This window comes from Mesorhizobium sp. P2_C5_2, assembly GCF_056404535.1.
In genome coordinates this window covers 328714-342628 of record NZ_JBFUDV010000003.1, presented here as the reverse complement: position 1 = coordinate 342628, position 13915 = coordinate 328714, and the positions used below count along the sequence as shown (strand labels likewise).

The 13915-nt window shown below is 63.8% G+C and carries 11 protein-coding genes; 5 read left to right on the top strand and 6 right to left on the bottom strand.

Annotated features, from left to right (window positions below):
- Positions 1-11 precede the first annotated feature (11 nt).
- Positions 12-1280 (bottom strand): ABC transporter substrate-binding protein, encoded by a 1269-nt coding sequence (locus AC1D1B_RS12955; RefSeq protein WP_477332680.1) that lies wholly within the window; start codon positions 1278-1280, stop codon positions 12-14.
- Positions 1281-1457: 177 nt separating this feature from the next.
- Here AC1D1B_RS12955 and AC1D1B_RS12950 point away from each other — a divergent pair, with 177 nt between their 5' ends.
- The 4 genes from AC1D1B_RS12950 to AC1D1B_RS12935 all read left to right on the top strand — a co-directional run bounded on the left by AC1D1B_RS12950 (position 1458) and on the right by AC1D1B_RS12935 (position 5596).
- A complete protein-coding gene (locus AC1D1B_RS12950; protein WP_477332678.1) occupies positions 1458-2492 on the top strand; it encodes a Gfo/Idh/MocA family protein in 1035 nt (344 codons plus the stop codon).
- Between the two features lie 5 nt (positions 2493-2497).
- Positions 2498-3259 (top strand): GntR family transcriptional regulator, encoded by a 762-nt coding sequence (locus AC1D1B_RS12945; protein ID WP_477333306.1) that lies wholly within the window; start codon positions 2498-2500, stop codon positions 3257-3259.
- Between the two features lie 461 nt (positions 3260-3720).
- Positions 3721-4587: a hypothetical protein gene (locus AC1D1B_RS12940; protein ID WP_477332676.1), complete on the top strand. Its 867-nt coding sequence runs from the start codon at positions 3721-3723 to the stop codon at positions 4585-4587.
- Between the two features lie 145 nt (positions 4588-4732).
- Complete coding sequence (locus tag AC1D1B_RS12935) at positions 4733-5596, top strand: hypothetical protein (protein WP_477332674.1); 864 nt, start codon at positions 4733-4735, stop codon at positions 5594-5596.
- A gap of 75 nt (positions 5597-5671) precedes the next feature.
- On the opposite strand, the gene AC1D1B_RS12930 is transcribed toward AC1D1B_RS12935, so the two are convergent.
- Positions 5672-6685 carry an amino acid ABC transporter substrate-binding protein gene (locus tag AC1D1B_RS12930; RefSeq protein WP_477332672.1) on the bottom strand — a complete coding sequence of 338 codons (1014 nt, stop codon included), beginning with the start codon at positions 6683-6685 and terminating at the stop codon, positions 5672-5674.
- Positions 6686-6804: 119 nt separating this feature from the next.
- Positions 6805-9861: an aminotransferase class III-fold pyridoxal phosphate-dependent enzyme gene (locus tag AC1D1B_RS12925; RefSeq protein WP_477332670.1), complete on the bottom strand. Its 3057-nt coding sequence runs from the start codon at positions 9859-9861 to the stop codon at positions 6805-6807.
- A 131-nt stretch (positions 9862-9992) separates the two neighbouring features.
- Between AC1D1B_RS12925 and AC1D1B_RS12920 the strand changes: the two genes are divergently transcribed.
- Positions 9993-10433 (top strand): Lrp/AsnC family transcriptional regulator, encoded by a 441-nt coding sequence (locus tag AC1D1B_RS12920; RefSeq protein ID WP_477332668.1) that lies wholly within the window; start codon positions 9993-9995, stop codon positions 10431-10433.
- Positions 10434-10515: 82 nt separating this feature from the next.
- Here the strand turns inward: AC1D1B_RS12920 and amaB are convergent, their stop codons facing one another.
- The 3 genes from amaB to AC1D1B_RS12905 form a co-directional block, all read right to left on the bottom strand.
- Positions 10516-12030: an L-piperidine-6-carboxylate dehydrogenase gene (gene amaB / locus AC1D1B_RS12915; RefSeq protein WP_477332666.1), complete on the bottom strand. Its 1515-nt coding sequence runs from the start codon at positions 12028-12030 to the stop codon at positions 10516-10518.
- A 184-nt stretch (positions 12031-12214) separates the two neighbouring features.
- Positions 12215-13489 carry an RNA polymerase sigma factor gene (locus AC1D1B_RS12910; RefSeq protein WP_477332664.1) on the bottom strand — a complete coding sequence of 425 codons (1275 nt, stop codon included), beginning with the start codon at positions 13487-13489 and terminating at the stop codon, positions 12215-12217.
- A complete protein-coding gene (locus AC1D1B_RS12905) occupies positions 13486-13860 on the bottom strand; it encodes a YciI family protein (protein WP_477332662.1) in 375 nt (124 codons plus the stop codon). The genes AC1D1B_RS12910 and AC1D1B_RS12905 overlap by 4 nt, the downstream gene beginning before the upstream one ends.
- Positions 13861-13915 lie beyond the last annotated feature (55 nt).

Genomic DNA, 13915 nt, shown 5'->3' with positions numbered 1-13915 from the left:
GCAGTGCCGGATTACTTCTTCTGCGGTCCGTACCAGGAAGCGAGGCCAGCCTGCAGTTCGGTCGCAACCTGCTGCGGCGTGACATCGGACTTGGTGAACATCACCTGCAACAGACGCCAGGTCTCGTCGTCGAGCGGCGGCGTGCCGGCGCTCAGGCGATCCAGCGCCAGGCGCGGCGTCAGTTCGGCGCCCTTCTTCAGGTCGGCGAAGTCCTGCGCCAGCTTGTTCTTGTAGGTCACCGGCTTCGAACTCATGGCAAAGAAGCCAGGCGCGGCGTTGACATAGAGCTCCTGGAACTCAGGCCCGGCAACCCAGTCGAGGAAGGTCTTTGCCGCGTCCTTGTGCGCGCTCTTGGCGTTGATGCCGATGCCCATGTCAGGCATTTCCTGGAGATAGCGCTTGTCGCCGGCCTTCGGCACCGGCGGCCCGAACACGCCGACATTGAGGCCGGTCGAGGTCGCCTGGTTGATGTCCCATGAGCCATCGGGAAGGATGGCCGCTTTGCCCAGCGTGAACAGCTGCGTCATGTCGGCATAGTTCAGGCTTTCCTGGCCCGACGGCAGGAACGGCTTCCAGGCTCCGAAAGCAGCAATGGCGTCGACGAATTCCGGATCGGTCAGCTTCTTCTTGCCGTCGATCAGGCCGAGCCGACCCTCCTCGCCTTTCCAGTAGGCGGGGCCGATGGAGTAAAGGCCGTTATAGGCGAGCTGCCAGGATTCGGCCGAACCATAGGCCAGCGGCGTGTAGCGGCCGTCCTTCTTGATCGCTTGCAGCACGTCGATGAACTCGGCGCTCGTGGTCGGCACCTTCAGGCCCAATTCCTTGAAGATGTCGGCATTGTAGTAGAAGCCGGCGAGCACGGCGGCGACCGGCAGGCAGTAGGTCTTGTCGTCGGCGCCGCTCCAAGCGGCGCGGGAAGTCTTGTCGAAATTCTCCAGGCCCGGCAGGCCTTCCAGCGATTCGAAATAGCCGCGCTTGATCCATTCGCGGTTCACGTCGAACGGGCGGCAGGTGATCAAATCGCCACCGGCGCCGCCTTCGATCTGCGACTGCACGGCGGCATTGTATTCATTGGTGTTGATCGGCGCGAACTCGACCTTGATATCGGGATGTTTCGCCTCGAAGGCCGGCAGGATGGTGTCCTGCCACACCGCGATGTCCTCGGTGCGCCAGCTGTTCAAAGTGATGGTGACCGGGTCGGCAAACGCGGCGCCGACACCCCCTGAAAACATCACGCCAAGCGTCGCCGCCAGCGGGATCGATACACGTATGGAACGCATTGTCCTGCTCTCCCTCAAGATGGTGCCTCGTGTGGATTCACGATTTTGCACTGTTGCCTCGGACCATACCTACTGATACATCTTGTGACAAGTGGTATTGTGTTGTCTTTTATCGTCGAGAGGTCGCTGTCCGGCTGGCAGCATCGGATTTGACGGCAAAAAATCTGGGAGGGCTGTATGATTGGAGTTGGAATTCTGGGCTCGGGCTTCATCGCAGAGACGTATGCCGACTCGCTGCTCGACGTGCGCAATGCAGAGCTGGTGGCCTGCTCGTCGCGCAGCTTCGAGCGCGCCACGGCCTTCGCCAAGAAATGGGGTCCCAAGGTCACCGCGCATAGGGATATCGACGCGCTGTGCGCCGATCCGAAGGTCGAATTGGTGGTGATCGCGCTGCCCAACGAAATCCATCTCGAAGCCGTCAGGACCGCAGCAAAACACGGCAAGGCCGTCATCTGCACCAAGCCGCTGGCGCGCACCGGCAAGGAAGCGCAGGAAATCCTCGACATCGTCCAGCGCGCCGGCATCTGGCACGGCTATGCCGAATGCGCGGTGTTTTCCCCCAACATCGCCAAGGCCCACCAGATGATCCAGGCCGGCGGCATCGGCAATCTCTTGACCATGCGCGCCCGCGAGGCGCATTCCGGCCCGCATGCGCCGCATTTCTGGAACGCCGAGCTCGCCGGCGGCGGCGCCCTACTCGACATGGGCTGCCACACCGTCGAGAGCGCCCGTCACTTCTTCGGCAAGGACAATGAGATCACCGAAGTGATGGCCTGGGGCGCAACGCTGGTCCACGGTGATAAGACAACCGGGGAAGACACGGCGATCGCGCTGTTGAAATTCGCCGGCGGCCAGCTCGCCACCATAGAATCGTCATGGATCGAGAAAGGCGGCATGCAGCTGCGCCACGAACTGGTCGGCTCGGCCGGCCGCATCGTCACCGACACCTCGGTCGGCCCGGTCTGGGGCTTCATCGAGAAACCGGTGGGTTATCTCGTCGAGAAGGCCGATGCCGAGACCGGCTGGGTCTATCCGGTGCCGGAGGAAACCCGCGCCTATGGCTTTTCGCAACAGATGCGCCACTTTGTCGACCATTTCACCGCGGGGACGACGCCGCTGGAAACCTTCGAGGATGGCGTCATCGTCAACCACATAATTGACGCCTGCTACCGTTCGATGCGAACGGGCGTGTGGGAAAAGATCAAGGGGTGACCGTGATGGAGGGCTCGCCACTGCAGTCGGACGGACCCGAACCACTCTGGCGGCAGGCCGCCGATGCGATCCTGCAGGAGATCGCGTCAGGCAAGCTTGCCTCCGGCGCGCGCCTGCCGGCTGAGCGCGACCTGTTCACGCGCATGTCGATATCGAGGGTGACCTTGCGCCGGGCCCTGCAGAGCCTTGTCGAGGAAGGCGTGCTGACGCCATCACACGGGCGCGGCTGGTATGTCTCGTCCAAGGTGCCGAAGGAGTTTCCCAACACGCTGGAATCCTTCAGCGAGACCGCCAAACGCCTCGGCCTGACACCTTCTTCCAACGTGTTGCGCGCCGAACAGGCGCCGGCCTCGCTAGACGAGGCCGAGGAGTTGTCGATCGCGCCGGGTGCGACGCTGTTTCACCTCGAGCGTATCCGCCGCCTCGACCAGGTCCCGGTCGCCGTCGACACCTCGTTCTTTGCAGCAAGCCTCGTTCCCGATCTCAGCCGCATCGACTTCAGCAATGCGTCGCTGTTCGGCCTGCTGATCGATGCCGGTGTCGACCTGGCACGCGCCGAAACCACGATCGAGGCGCATGATGCCGATCCTGTTCTGGCGCGGCACCTCGACATCGACGTCGGCAAATCCACTTTGGTGATGCGCCAGCTCATCGTCGACACCGTCGGCCGGCCGCTGCTGTCCTCGACCATCCGCTACGCCGGTGACCGCTACCGCCTGCGGACATCATTTTCGCGCACAGGCAGGCCGACGAGCCGCAATCCCTGAAATAGACGGCGGCCGCGCTAGTGCCGTTTATTGAGCTGACGCGACGACACACACCATGGCAACCGTCGCCATGCTTCGGCAGAGGGCCGCCTCGTCTAGGCGCGGGTCTTCGAGCGGCGTCTGTGCGTTTACCGTAAGGCCGGTGAACAAGACCGGCAGCGGCACTCCGCCACCAAGGGCATCGGCATTCCGCGCGACGATGCTGGCTGCGCCATCGACTGGGCGCGAACGGACAAGAGCAATCGCGGGAAAAGTGTGAGACGGTTTCCCGGGAGAAAAGCGTGGTGCTTTCCCTTGGCAATCGCTCCAGAATCAAAGAGATGAGGCGATTTCAACGTGTCTGTGGAACCATCGACAGCTCTAGGCCTTTTGTCCGGGTTGGCATGGCTGGACACAGGCGGCTAAGGCTGGAAATGTGGTTGCGTCTTCGCTGCCGGGGGGCTGGCCGGAGGACGAGGAGGATGGCGCTGAATTTCGAATATATTGCCGGCCATCCGGCGCTGCATCGTCATGTCCAGGCGCAGTCGAAAGCGCTGCTGCACATCTATGAAACGAGCCCGCGCCTGGCCGCCGTATTCGCCACGCAACAGCGCTGGCTGCTGGCCCACACCGGCCTTGCCCTGCATTTCGCCCGCGATCCGCGCGATCCCCGCACGGAACTGACACTGGCCCGCTTCATCGATGCCGTGCTTCACTATTCCGTCGCCAGCCGCAACACGGCCGAGGCCTTCATCAAGGAGATGCTGCACTATCACATCATCGAATACCTGCCGCATACCGGCGACGGACGCGCCCACCCCTTTCAGGTGACGGCGGCGACGCTGAAAGAATTCGATGGCTGGGTGGTTGCGCATCTGCGCACGCTCGACGGTCTCGACGGCGGCAACCGCCTCACCGTGTTTCTGGAGCAGCACGGCATGATCGCCAGGCTGCAGCCGATGGTGGCGGAAGGCCTGCTCTCCTCCAACTCGGTGCGCGAGCCCAAGCAGACCTTTTCGCTGTTCATCTGGCTCAACAATGGCGGCATCGTCATGGATTGGCTGATGTCGGGCATCGACCCCGACCATGCCGGCCTCGATCGTATCCCGACCAGCGTGGTTTCGATCGGCGAATTCGCCAGTTGGTTAAAGCTCTCGCGCACCCATCTGGCGCGCAAATTGCGCGATGCCGAAAAGCTCGGCAGCGTCGGCTGGATGGGCCGGCGCGGACACTCGGTGATGTGGGTCTCGAACAGCTTCTATCAGGAATACATGACCGTGCAGGCCGCCAAGCTTGCCGTCATCGATGCCGCGTTCGAGGCGTGTCGTCCGACCCAACGGGCTGGCTGAACCTCCGCGCAGACCGCTGTTCGCGCGGTCGACCGTGCCGATGGCCACGACCGGTTGTCGAATGGACCGCATGTGTCTGGACACGAGCGGTCAAGCCTGAAAATGTGCCTTCGTGGCTTGGTGGGATCGAGGCACCGGGAGAATAATGCTCCATCTGGAAGATATGACCGGCAACCCGGCGCTGCATCGCTGTGTCCGGGCACAGGCGCTGGCCTTGCTTGAAGCCTTCAGAGCGGACCCGCGCCGCTCTTCGGTGTTTGCCACGCAGCAGCGTTGGCTGATGGCGCATCTCGGCCTTGCCCTGCATTTCAGGCGCGATCCCGGCGACTATCGCAAGCAATTGACGGCGTCGCGCTTTCTCGACGTCATCGGCCAGCATTCCGTCGCCAGCCGCAACACCGCCGACGCCTTCATCCGGGAGATGCTGCACTATAATTTCATCGAGTATCTGGAAAACAGGGAGGACAAGCGCATCCGCCCGCTTCAGCCCACCGCAGCCACGCTGGACGCGGTGACCGGCTGGCTTCTTGCCCATCTGCAGACGCTAGACCATCTGGACGGCGCCAGCCGGCTGGCGAATTTCCTTCAACGACCGGACGCGCTTGCCAGGGTGCAGCCGCTGGTGGCCGACGGCCTGCTGTCGTCCAGTCCGGTGCGTGAGCCCAAACAGACCTTCTCGCTGTTCACCTGGCTCAACAATGGCGGCGTCGTCATGGACTGGCTGATCTCGGGCGTCGACCCCGACCATGCCGGGCTGGACCGGATCCCGACCGGCGTGGTGTCGATCGGCGACTTCGCCAACTGGCTGAAGCTCTCGCGCACCCATCTCGCCCGCAAAATGCGCGACGCCGAAAATCTCGGCAGCGTCGGCTGGATGGGCCAGCGCGGACACTCGGTAATGTGGATCTCGAACAGCTTCTACCAGGAATATATGAGCGCCCAGGCCGTCAAGCTCGCCATCATCGACGCCGCCTTCGCGGCATCCTTGCCGCAAGCAGCAAACGGCTGAACGACAACGGCCCATCCCGATTGCATCGGGATGGGCCGGGTTGGCCTTGCTGTGAACCGGTGACCGCTGGAGAAATCAGCGCGCCGGAGGCGCGTACATCAGGCCACCCGCATTCCACAACGCGTTGATGCCACGGGCGATCCTCAACTGGCTGGACTGGCCGAGATTGCGTTCGAAGATCTCGCCGTAATTGCCCACCTTGGCAACGATGTTGTAGGCGAAGGCAGGGTCGAGCCCGAGCTGCTGGCCGTTATCGCCCTCGACGCCGAGGAACCTGCGGACCGTCGGGTTCTGCGACTTCAGCGAGCCCTCCACATTGGCCTGCGTAATGCCCTCTTCTTCCGCCTCGATCAGCGAGAACAGCGTCCAGCGCACGATGTCGAACCACTTGTCGTCGCCCTTGCGGACGGCCGGGCTCAGCGGCTCCTTCGAGATGATCTCGGGCAACACCGCGAAGGCGTCGGGATCGGTAAGCTTGAGGCGCTGTGCATAAAGCGCGGACGCGTCGGTGGAGTAGACGTCGCAGCGGCCGCTATCGAACGCCTTGATGATGCTGTCGGCGGAATCGACGACGACCCCTTCATATGTCATCTTGTTGGCGGAAAAATAGTCGGCGACGTTCTGCTCGGTGGTGGTGCCCTGTTCGAGGCAGATGGTGGCGCCCGAGAGCTTCAGCGCGCTGTCGACGCCGAGATTCTTGCGCACCATGAAGCCTTGGCCGTCATAATAGGCAGCGCCGACGAAGTGGATGCCCATGCCGGTGTCGCGCGCCAGCGACCAGGTGGACTGCCGCGACAAGACATCGACTGTACCTGCCTGCAGCGCGGTGAAGCGTTCCTTGGCCGACAGCGGCACATAGCTCACCTTGTCGGCCTCGCCGAAGACGGCCGCAGAAATGGCGCGGCAGAAATCGATGTCGAAGCCGCCCCACTTCCCCTCGTCGTCAGGCGCGGAGAAGCCTGCTACGCCCTGACTGACGCCGCACAGGATCGTGCCCCTCTGCTTGACGATGTCGAATGTGTCCGCCTTCGCAGGCAGGGCCAGCGTGGCCGATGCGAGCAAGAGGGCGGTTGTGATTGCATGTCTCATGGTTTCCTCCCTTGATGAGGCAAAGCCTCTCCTCCCGCCGGCGCCTGGAGCGCCGGACGTTCCTGAAAAATCGTTCTTCCTGAATGTCGCCCGCGCCGCCTCGCGGCGCGGTATTCGTCCTAGATCCCTTCCGCCAGAACCGCCGCCAGCGCCTCGTCGAGAACACCGACCAGATGATCGGCATTGGCGTGGCTGAAGATCATCGGCGGGCGCATCTTCAGCACATTGTCGTGCGGCCCCTCGGTGCCGATCAGCACACCGCGTGCCCGAACCCCGTCATTGACGCGGCGGGCGAGCGCTGTTGCCGGTGCCTTGCTCTTGCGGTCCGCGACCAGTTCGATGCCGAGGAAGAGACCCTGGCCGCGCACGTCGCCGATGACGTCGTAGCGGGCTTGCAAGGCCTTGAACCGCGCCATGAGATAGTTGCCGATCTCCAGTGCATTGCGCTTGAGATCGTCGCGCTCGATGACGTCGAGCACGGCCAACCCCGCGGCGCAGGACACTGGATTGCCGCCAAAGGTGTTGAAGTATTCCATACCGTTGTTGAACGAAGCCGCGATCTCGGACGTCGTCACCACCGCCGACATCGGATGACCATTGCCGATCGGCTTGCCCATGGTGACGATGTCGGGCGTTACCCCTTGCGTCTCGAAGGCCCACCAATGGCTGCCGACCCGGCCGAAGCCGACCTGTACCTCGTCGGCCGCGCAGATACCGCCGGCGGCACGCACCATTGCGTAGACTTCTTTGAGATAGCCATCCGGCAGGAACACCTGGCCGGCGACGCTCGGGATCGATTCCGCCAGGAACAGGCCGGGCGCCCGACCCTCTTTCGCCATGGCGGCGATCTGCTCGGCGACGCTCTCGGCGAAGTGCTTTGCGTGGTCCTCGACAGGCCATTCGGCCGGGGCATGGTAGCTGTCGGGAATGGTTGCCTCGAACACATGCGCCGGTCGGCCCTTGCCGCCCTTGCGCTTGTATTTATAGGGGCTGAGGTCGATCAGTTCCTGCGTGGTACCGTGATAGCCCCAGTCGAGCACGATCGCTTCGCTGCGGCGGGTATGGGTTCGCGCCATGCGCAGCATCAGGCTGTTGGCCTCGCTGCCCGAGCAGGCGAAGGACGCCACCGACAAGCCTGCGGGCAGCGTCGCCGTCAGCCGCTCGGCATAGGTGACGATGGCATCGTGCAGATAGCGCGTGTTGGTGTTGAGCTTGGCGGCCTGCCTAGCGATCGCCTCGACCACATCGGGATGGGCATGGCCGAGATGGCAGACATTGTTGAAACAATCGAGATAGGCGCGGCCGCGATCGTCGATCAGCCAAACGCCGTCGCCGCGCACGAACTTGATCGGCTCGGAATAGGAAATGGAAAGATTGGGCAGCAGTGATGCCTTGCGTGCGGCAACGATTTCAGGACGGGAGCGGCCGGTCTGATGAAAGGTCTCGGGCGGAATGCCGGCTAGGTCGGCGGCATCGGGAAACAGCTCTTTCCAGACGGTGAGATAGCGCTCCTCGCCGACACCCAGAATGTCACGCGCGGCGAGGCTGGTGTCCGTCGATATCTGGAAATGCAGATGCGGCGCCCAGCCGCCATTCTCCGTTGGCGCACCCATCTCGCCGACAAGCGCGCCTGCTTCAAGGTGGTCGCCTTCCCTGAGACGGCGCCCGGCCTCATGCGCCATGTGACCCCACAGGGTGATGAAAGGCGGACAGCCCGGCGGCGCATGCTCCAGTGCCACCAGGCAGCCATAGCCCAGCGGATCCTCCTCGATCTCGACGCTTCTGACCGTGGCGGCGAGCGGCGTGTAGAGCCGCGTGCCGGCCGGCATGAAAAGGTCGAGGCCAAGATGATTGGCGCGCCGCGTTCCTTCGACAAAACGCGACTCGAACATCTCGCCGGTATAGACCGTGCGCGCCTCGCCCCATGGGCCGATGCCGAGCGCGACGCCATGTTCTGCGCAGTAAGCATCCCACCATGCGGTCGCCTTGTCGGGCTGCTGCGCGGCCGATGTCACCGTCATCGGGTTTTGCGGATCGCCGTAAGGCACGAGCGCCTTGGCAAGCGTCGCCGGATGGCGATCGAGCACCGGCGCAAGCTGCCCGCGGTTTGCTGCGATCCAGTCCGTCACTGCACGGGCGCCGTGAACGGCTTCGAAGCCGCAGGCATGGCGTAGAATCGCCGTGGCGAAGCGCCGGTTCATCCTGCCCAGGCGATGCAACAGTCGCCAGGCCGGCGCTTCCGAAATCGACAGATAGGGATTGTCGGCGGTGCGGTCCTTTCGAGCCGCCGAAATCGTCACCGACGTGACGAGGCGCATCGCGATGAGATCGAAGAGCAGGTCGAGTTCTTCTTCGCGCAGCGGATACTGTGCATGAAAACCGGCGGCAAGACGGGCCGCCGCCCCGATCGGATCTTCGGCATCGAGAATGGCGTAGGCGCAGGCGACCGCCACCTCGCCGATCAGCACGCTGTGCAAGGCGTCACCGAAATCGATCAGGCCAACGACATGCTCGGGCCGTTCAGGGTCGACGAGCACGTTCCAGTCATTGGCGTCATTGTGGATGACTTGGGCCCGGAGCTTCGGCAAAAGGGGCGCCACCACGGCATCGAAATGATCGAGGAAGCGTTCCAGCAAGGCGCGATCCTGATCGTCGTCGATGAAGTGCAGGCGCTGCCGTGCATCGCCGGCGCGGCGGATATCCCAATCGAACGAGCGCAGCGCGCCGGGATGAATGAAACCTTGCAAGGCACGGTCCAGCCGCCCGAGCGCACCGCCGAGGCTATCCAGCAGCGCCGGCGTCGACCGGCTCTCCGCCAGCGGTCGGCCGGCAAGCCAGGACACCAGACGCAGGGCGTGGCCTTCGCCACCAGTGCCGGCGACATGGGCAAGCGATGTGCCAGCCACCGTCTTCCTGAGACGCGGGACAGTGAGGTCTGGAGCGTTGCGCTCGAGATGACCGAACAGCGCGGTCTGGAATTCGCTCTCGACGATCGGCTCGCTGGCATTGACGATCTTGAGAATCCACAGCGAACGGTCAGGTGCCGTAATCTTGAAATTCTGGTCGCGCTCGCTGTCGAGCGGCGCGACTGTTCCTGTAATGCCGAAATGCCGGGCGGCAAGGTCGATGGCCTCGCCTTGCGAAAATTGAGGTGCTGGGTGGGAAACGTCGGTCATCTGAAATCCGCATCTGCTTTGTTGAAGCTTGGCATGGGCCAAAAAATCGGGCATCCGACAAAGCGTCGGTTGTGCCGGCACAATGCCTGCTTTGACCGGCACTTTAACGGAACCGCCTGGAGCGTGATGCGATGAGGGAATTGGACGCCAAGGACCGGGACATTCTCTCCATCTTGTCGAAGGAAGCCCGCATCCCGCTGAAGACGCTTGCCGGGCGCATCGGCCTGTCGCGCAGCGCCACGAGCGAGCGGGTCGCGTCGCTGGAGAAGAGCGGCGTGATCCGGGGCTACCGCGCCGATATCGGTCAGATGGACGCCGGACTGGTCTGCGCTTTCCTGTTGGTCACGCTGATCCGCACGCCGTCGATGGGTATTCTCGACCAGTTGGCGCGTTATCCGGAGGTGCGGCGGGTGTCGTCATTGAGCGGCCAGCTCGATCTTATCGTCGAGGTCGAGGTGCCATCCATCGACAGGCTGAACACGCTGCGCGATCTCATTGCCAGCCATGCCGGCGTCGAGGATCTGACGACCGCGATCGTGCTGCGCCGCGATATAGAACGCGCGGCGGATTGAAGGCCTGCGACAGCGACGCCGGCAAGGCTTTCGAAGCTGAGGGCCCGACAACGCCTTGCGGCGTTGTCGGAAGCGGTCTTTCTCAATCGATGTCGAAGGACACGCCCTGTGCCAGCGGCAGCGCCTTGGAATAGTTCACCGTGTTGGTGGCGCGGCGCATATAGGCCTTCCAGGCATCCGAGCCGCTTTCGCGGCCGCCGCCGGTCTCCTTCTCACCGCCGAAGGCGCCACCGATCTCGGCGCCCGATGTGCCGATGTTGACGTTGGCGATGCCGCAGTCCGAACCATCGACGCCGAGGAAACGCTCGGATTCCTGCAGGTCGCGGGTGAAGATCGACGATGACAGTCCGGCGCCGACTGCATTGTGCTCGTCGAGCACGGCGTCGAAGTCGGAATATTTCATCACATAGAGGATCGGCGCGAAGGTCTCCTCTGTCACCGGCGCAACCTGCTTGGGCATTTCGACCAGTGCCGGATGCACGTAATAGGCATCCGGGTGGCCGCTCTCGACCCGGGTGCCGCCGGTCACCTTGCCGCCGTGCGCGGTAGCTTCCTTCAGCGCCTTCTGCATGCCGTCGAACGCCGCCTTGTCGATCAGCGGTCCGACCAGCGAGGATGTCTCCAGCGGGTTGCCGACCGAGACGCTTTCGTAAGCCTTCTTGAGACGTGGAACCAGGGCGTCATAGACGCTGTCATGCACGAACAGGCGCCGTAGCGTCGTGCAGCGCTGGCCGGCGGTGCCCATGGCGCCGAAGGCGATGGCGCGCAGCGCCATGTCGAGATCGGCGGTCGGGCAGACTATGCCGGCATTGTTGCCGCCGAGTTCCAGCACGGCGCGAGCAAAGCGCTTGGCCAGGCGCGGGCCGACATCCCGGCCCATGCGGGTCGAACCGGTGGCCGACACCAGAGGAACCTTGGGATGGTCGACCAGGATCTCGCCGACGGCGCGGTCGCCGATCAGCACCGGCGCCAGCCCCTGCGGCGCATCCGCGCCGAAGCGCTTGACCGCACGCGCAAAGATCGCTTCGCAGGCGAGCGCCGTCAGCGGCGTCTTTTCCGAAGGCTTCCACACCACGGCGTCGCCGCAAACCAGCGCCAGCGCTGCATTCCACGACCACACCGCGACCGGGAAATTGAAGGCCGAGATGACCCCGACGACGCCGAGCGGATGCCAGGTCTCCATCATACGGTGGCCGGGACGTTCGGTGGCGATGGTCAGGCCGTAGAGCTGGCGGGAAAGGCCGACGGCGAAATCGCAGATGTCGATCATTTCCTGGACTTCGCCGAGGCCTTCGGACGGGATCTTGCCGACCTCGATCGACACCAGCCGCCCAAGCTCGGCCTTGTGGGCGCGCAGCTCCTCGCCGAGCAGCCGCACCAGTTCGCCGCGCCGGGGACCCGGCACCATCCGCCAGGACTGGAACGCCGTGTGCGCGGCATCGATCGCCTTGGCAGCCTCGGCTGGTGAAATCGTCTTCAGCGCCGCGATCTGCTCACCCGTCACCGGGCTGCGCACGATGAGATCGCCGCCGGTCAGCGCGTCCTTGGCCACGCCCAGTTTCGCCAGAAGTTCGGCCGTTTCCTTCGCTATGGTCATTTTTATCCCTTTCAGATCCGCTCGCCATCATGTGGCGGCGGTCGAGCCTTCGCGCCACGTCGCCCGCGTGCCGCAGGCACATCGGGCGCTGTCATGGCGTGGCATTACTCGTTTCAGGGGAAAATCGCCACCCCGGCATGGTCCAAGCCGGGATTGCACAATTGAGCCAGAGGGGGAACGGGGTTCAGTGCGTTGTCTTCGCGGGAGCCCTCACGGCGCCGTCTCTCATCAACCGGTCGATATGCATGCGGATATGGGCGGCTTCCGCCGCCGTGTTGGCCAGCGCAATCGCACGGTCGAAGGCAACACGCGCCTCCTCGCCGCGGTCGAGCTGCATCAGCAACCCGCCCTTGAGGCCGAAGAAGTGGAAATAGCCGGAGAGCCTTTCGCCGAGCGGTTCGATCATGGCGAGGGCAGCTTCGGGGCCGCGCACCTTGGCGACCGCGACCGCGCGGTTCAGCGTCACCACCGGCGATGGCTGCATCCTTTCCAGCAGACTGTAGAGCAGATCGATCTCGGTCCAGTCGGTTTCCTCGGGCGTTGCCGCGCGCGCATGCAGCGCGGCGATCGCCGCCTGCACCTGATAGGGCCCGGGCTTCTGATGGCGCAGCGCCTTGTCGACCAGCGCCAGGCCCTCGTCGATCATCTTGCGGCTCCACAGCGAGCGGTCCTGGTCGTCGAGCAGCACGATCTCGCCGTTCTCGTCGAAACGGGCCGGAGCACGGGCATGCTGCAGCAGAAGCAGTGCCGTCAGACCCATGATTTCGGGCTCGGTCTGGAATAGTCTGAGCAGCAGGCGCGCCAGCCGGATCGCTTCCTCGCAGAGCGGCGCGCGCGCCGGCGCCTCGCCGCTATTGGTCGAATAGCCCTCGTTGAAGATCAGATAGACCATGGCCGCGACCGCGGCGAGCCGCTCCGACCGCTCGACCGCGCCCGGCGTCTCGAACGGCACGCCGGCATCGGCAATGCGCGCCTTGGCACGGGTGATGCGCTGCTCCATGGCGCTTTCTCCGACCAGGAAGGCGCGCGCGATCTGCTTGACGGTGATACCGGAAACAATGCGCAGCGCCACCGCGATCTGTTGTGTCGGCGGAAGATCGGGATGGCAGCAGATGAACAGCAGCCGCAGAATATCGTCGCGGTAATGCGCGCCGTCCAGCCGTTCGGCAATATCGCTCTCGGCATCTTCGAGGTCCGATATCTGGTCCTCTTCCGGCATCGGCGCCTGCTTGGCGCGTTTGCGCACCGCGTCGATGCCGCTGTTGCGGCCGACAAAGATCAGCCATGCAGCCGGATCGCGCGGCGGCCCGTTCTGCGGCCAGTTCTTGAGCGCCCTCAGGCACGCATCCTGGAAAGCCTCTTCCGCTGTATCGAGATCGCGGAAATAGCGCAGCAACGCACCCATCGCCTGCGGGCGGGCGGCGCTGATGGCTGAGCTGATCCAGGAAAGATCGGTCATTTCAAAACTCGGGTTGGGTCGAAGACGGAAACCGGTCGGATTTCGTAGGATCCGCCGCTCGGATTGACCTCGGAAAGCTCGCGCGCGAAGTCGACGGCCTCGTCGAGATCGGCGCATTCAAGCGTGTAGAAGCCAAGAAACTGTTCCTTGGTCTCGGCAAACGGCCCGTCGATGACCACCGATTCGCCCTTGACCCTGCGCAGCGTCGTCGCGGCGGTGGTCGGCAAAAGCCGCGCCACCGGGCCAAGCCGGCCGGCCTTGGCGTATTTTTCCTGCACGTTCAGGAGTTTCGCCATCACCTCGTCATCCTGTGCCTTGCTCCAGGAGGAGACGACATCTTCGGAGGCATAGCAGAGGATAGCGTAGAGCATGAGACGTCCTTTTCTGTATCAAAGGACGAAACAGTAGGGCCTATGCCGACATGGC

Coding starts and splice junctions, on each gene's coding strand:
- AC1D1B_RS12955 (WP_477332680.1), bottom strand. CDS start 1,280: ATGCGTTCCATACGTGTATCGATCCCGCTGGCGGCGACGCTTGGCGTG.
- AC1D1B_RS12950 (WP_477332678.1), top strand. CDS start 1,458: ATGATTGGAGTTGGAATTCTGGGCTCGGGCTTCATCGCAGAGACGTAT.
- AC1D1B_RS12945 (WP_477333306.1), top strand. CDS start 2,498: ATGGAGGGCTCGCCACTGCAGTCGGACGGACCCGAACCACTCTGGCGG.
- AC1D1B_RS12940 (WP_477332676.1), top strand. CDS start 3,721: ATGGCGCTGAATTTCGAATATATTGCCGGCCATCCGGCGCTGCATCGT.
- AC1D1B_RS12935 (WP_477332674.1), top strand. CDS start 4,733: ATGCTCCATCTGGAAGATATGACCGGCAACCCGGCGCTGCATCGCTGT.
- AC1D1B_RS12930 (WP_477332672.1), bottom strand. CDS start 6,685: ATGAGACATGCAATCACAACCGCCCTCTTGCTCGCATCGGCCACGCTG.
- AC1D1B_RS12925 (WP_477332670.1), bottom strand. CDS start 9,861: ATGACCGACGTTTCCCACCCAGCACCTCAATTTTCGCAAGGCGAGGCC.
- AC1D1B_RS12920 (WP_477332668.1), top strand. CDS start 9,993: ATGAGGGAATTGGACGCCAAGGACCGGGACATTCTCTCCATCTTGTCG.
- amaB (WP_477332666.1), bottom strand. CDS start 12,030: ATGACCATAGCGAAGGAAACGGCCGAACTTCTGGCGAAACTGGGCGTG.
- AC1D1B_RS12910 (WP_477332664.1), bottom strand. CDS start 13,489: ATGACCGATCTTTCCTGGATCAGCTCAGCCATCAGCGCCGCCCGCCCG.
- AC1D1B_RS12905 (WP_477332662.1), bottom strand. CDS start 13,860: ATGCTCTACGCTATCCTCTGCTATGCCTCCGAAGATGTCGTCTCCTCC.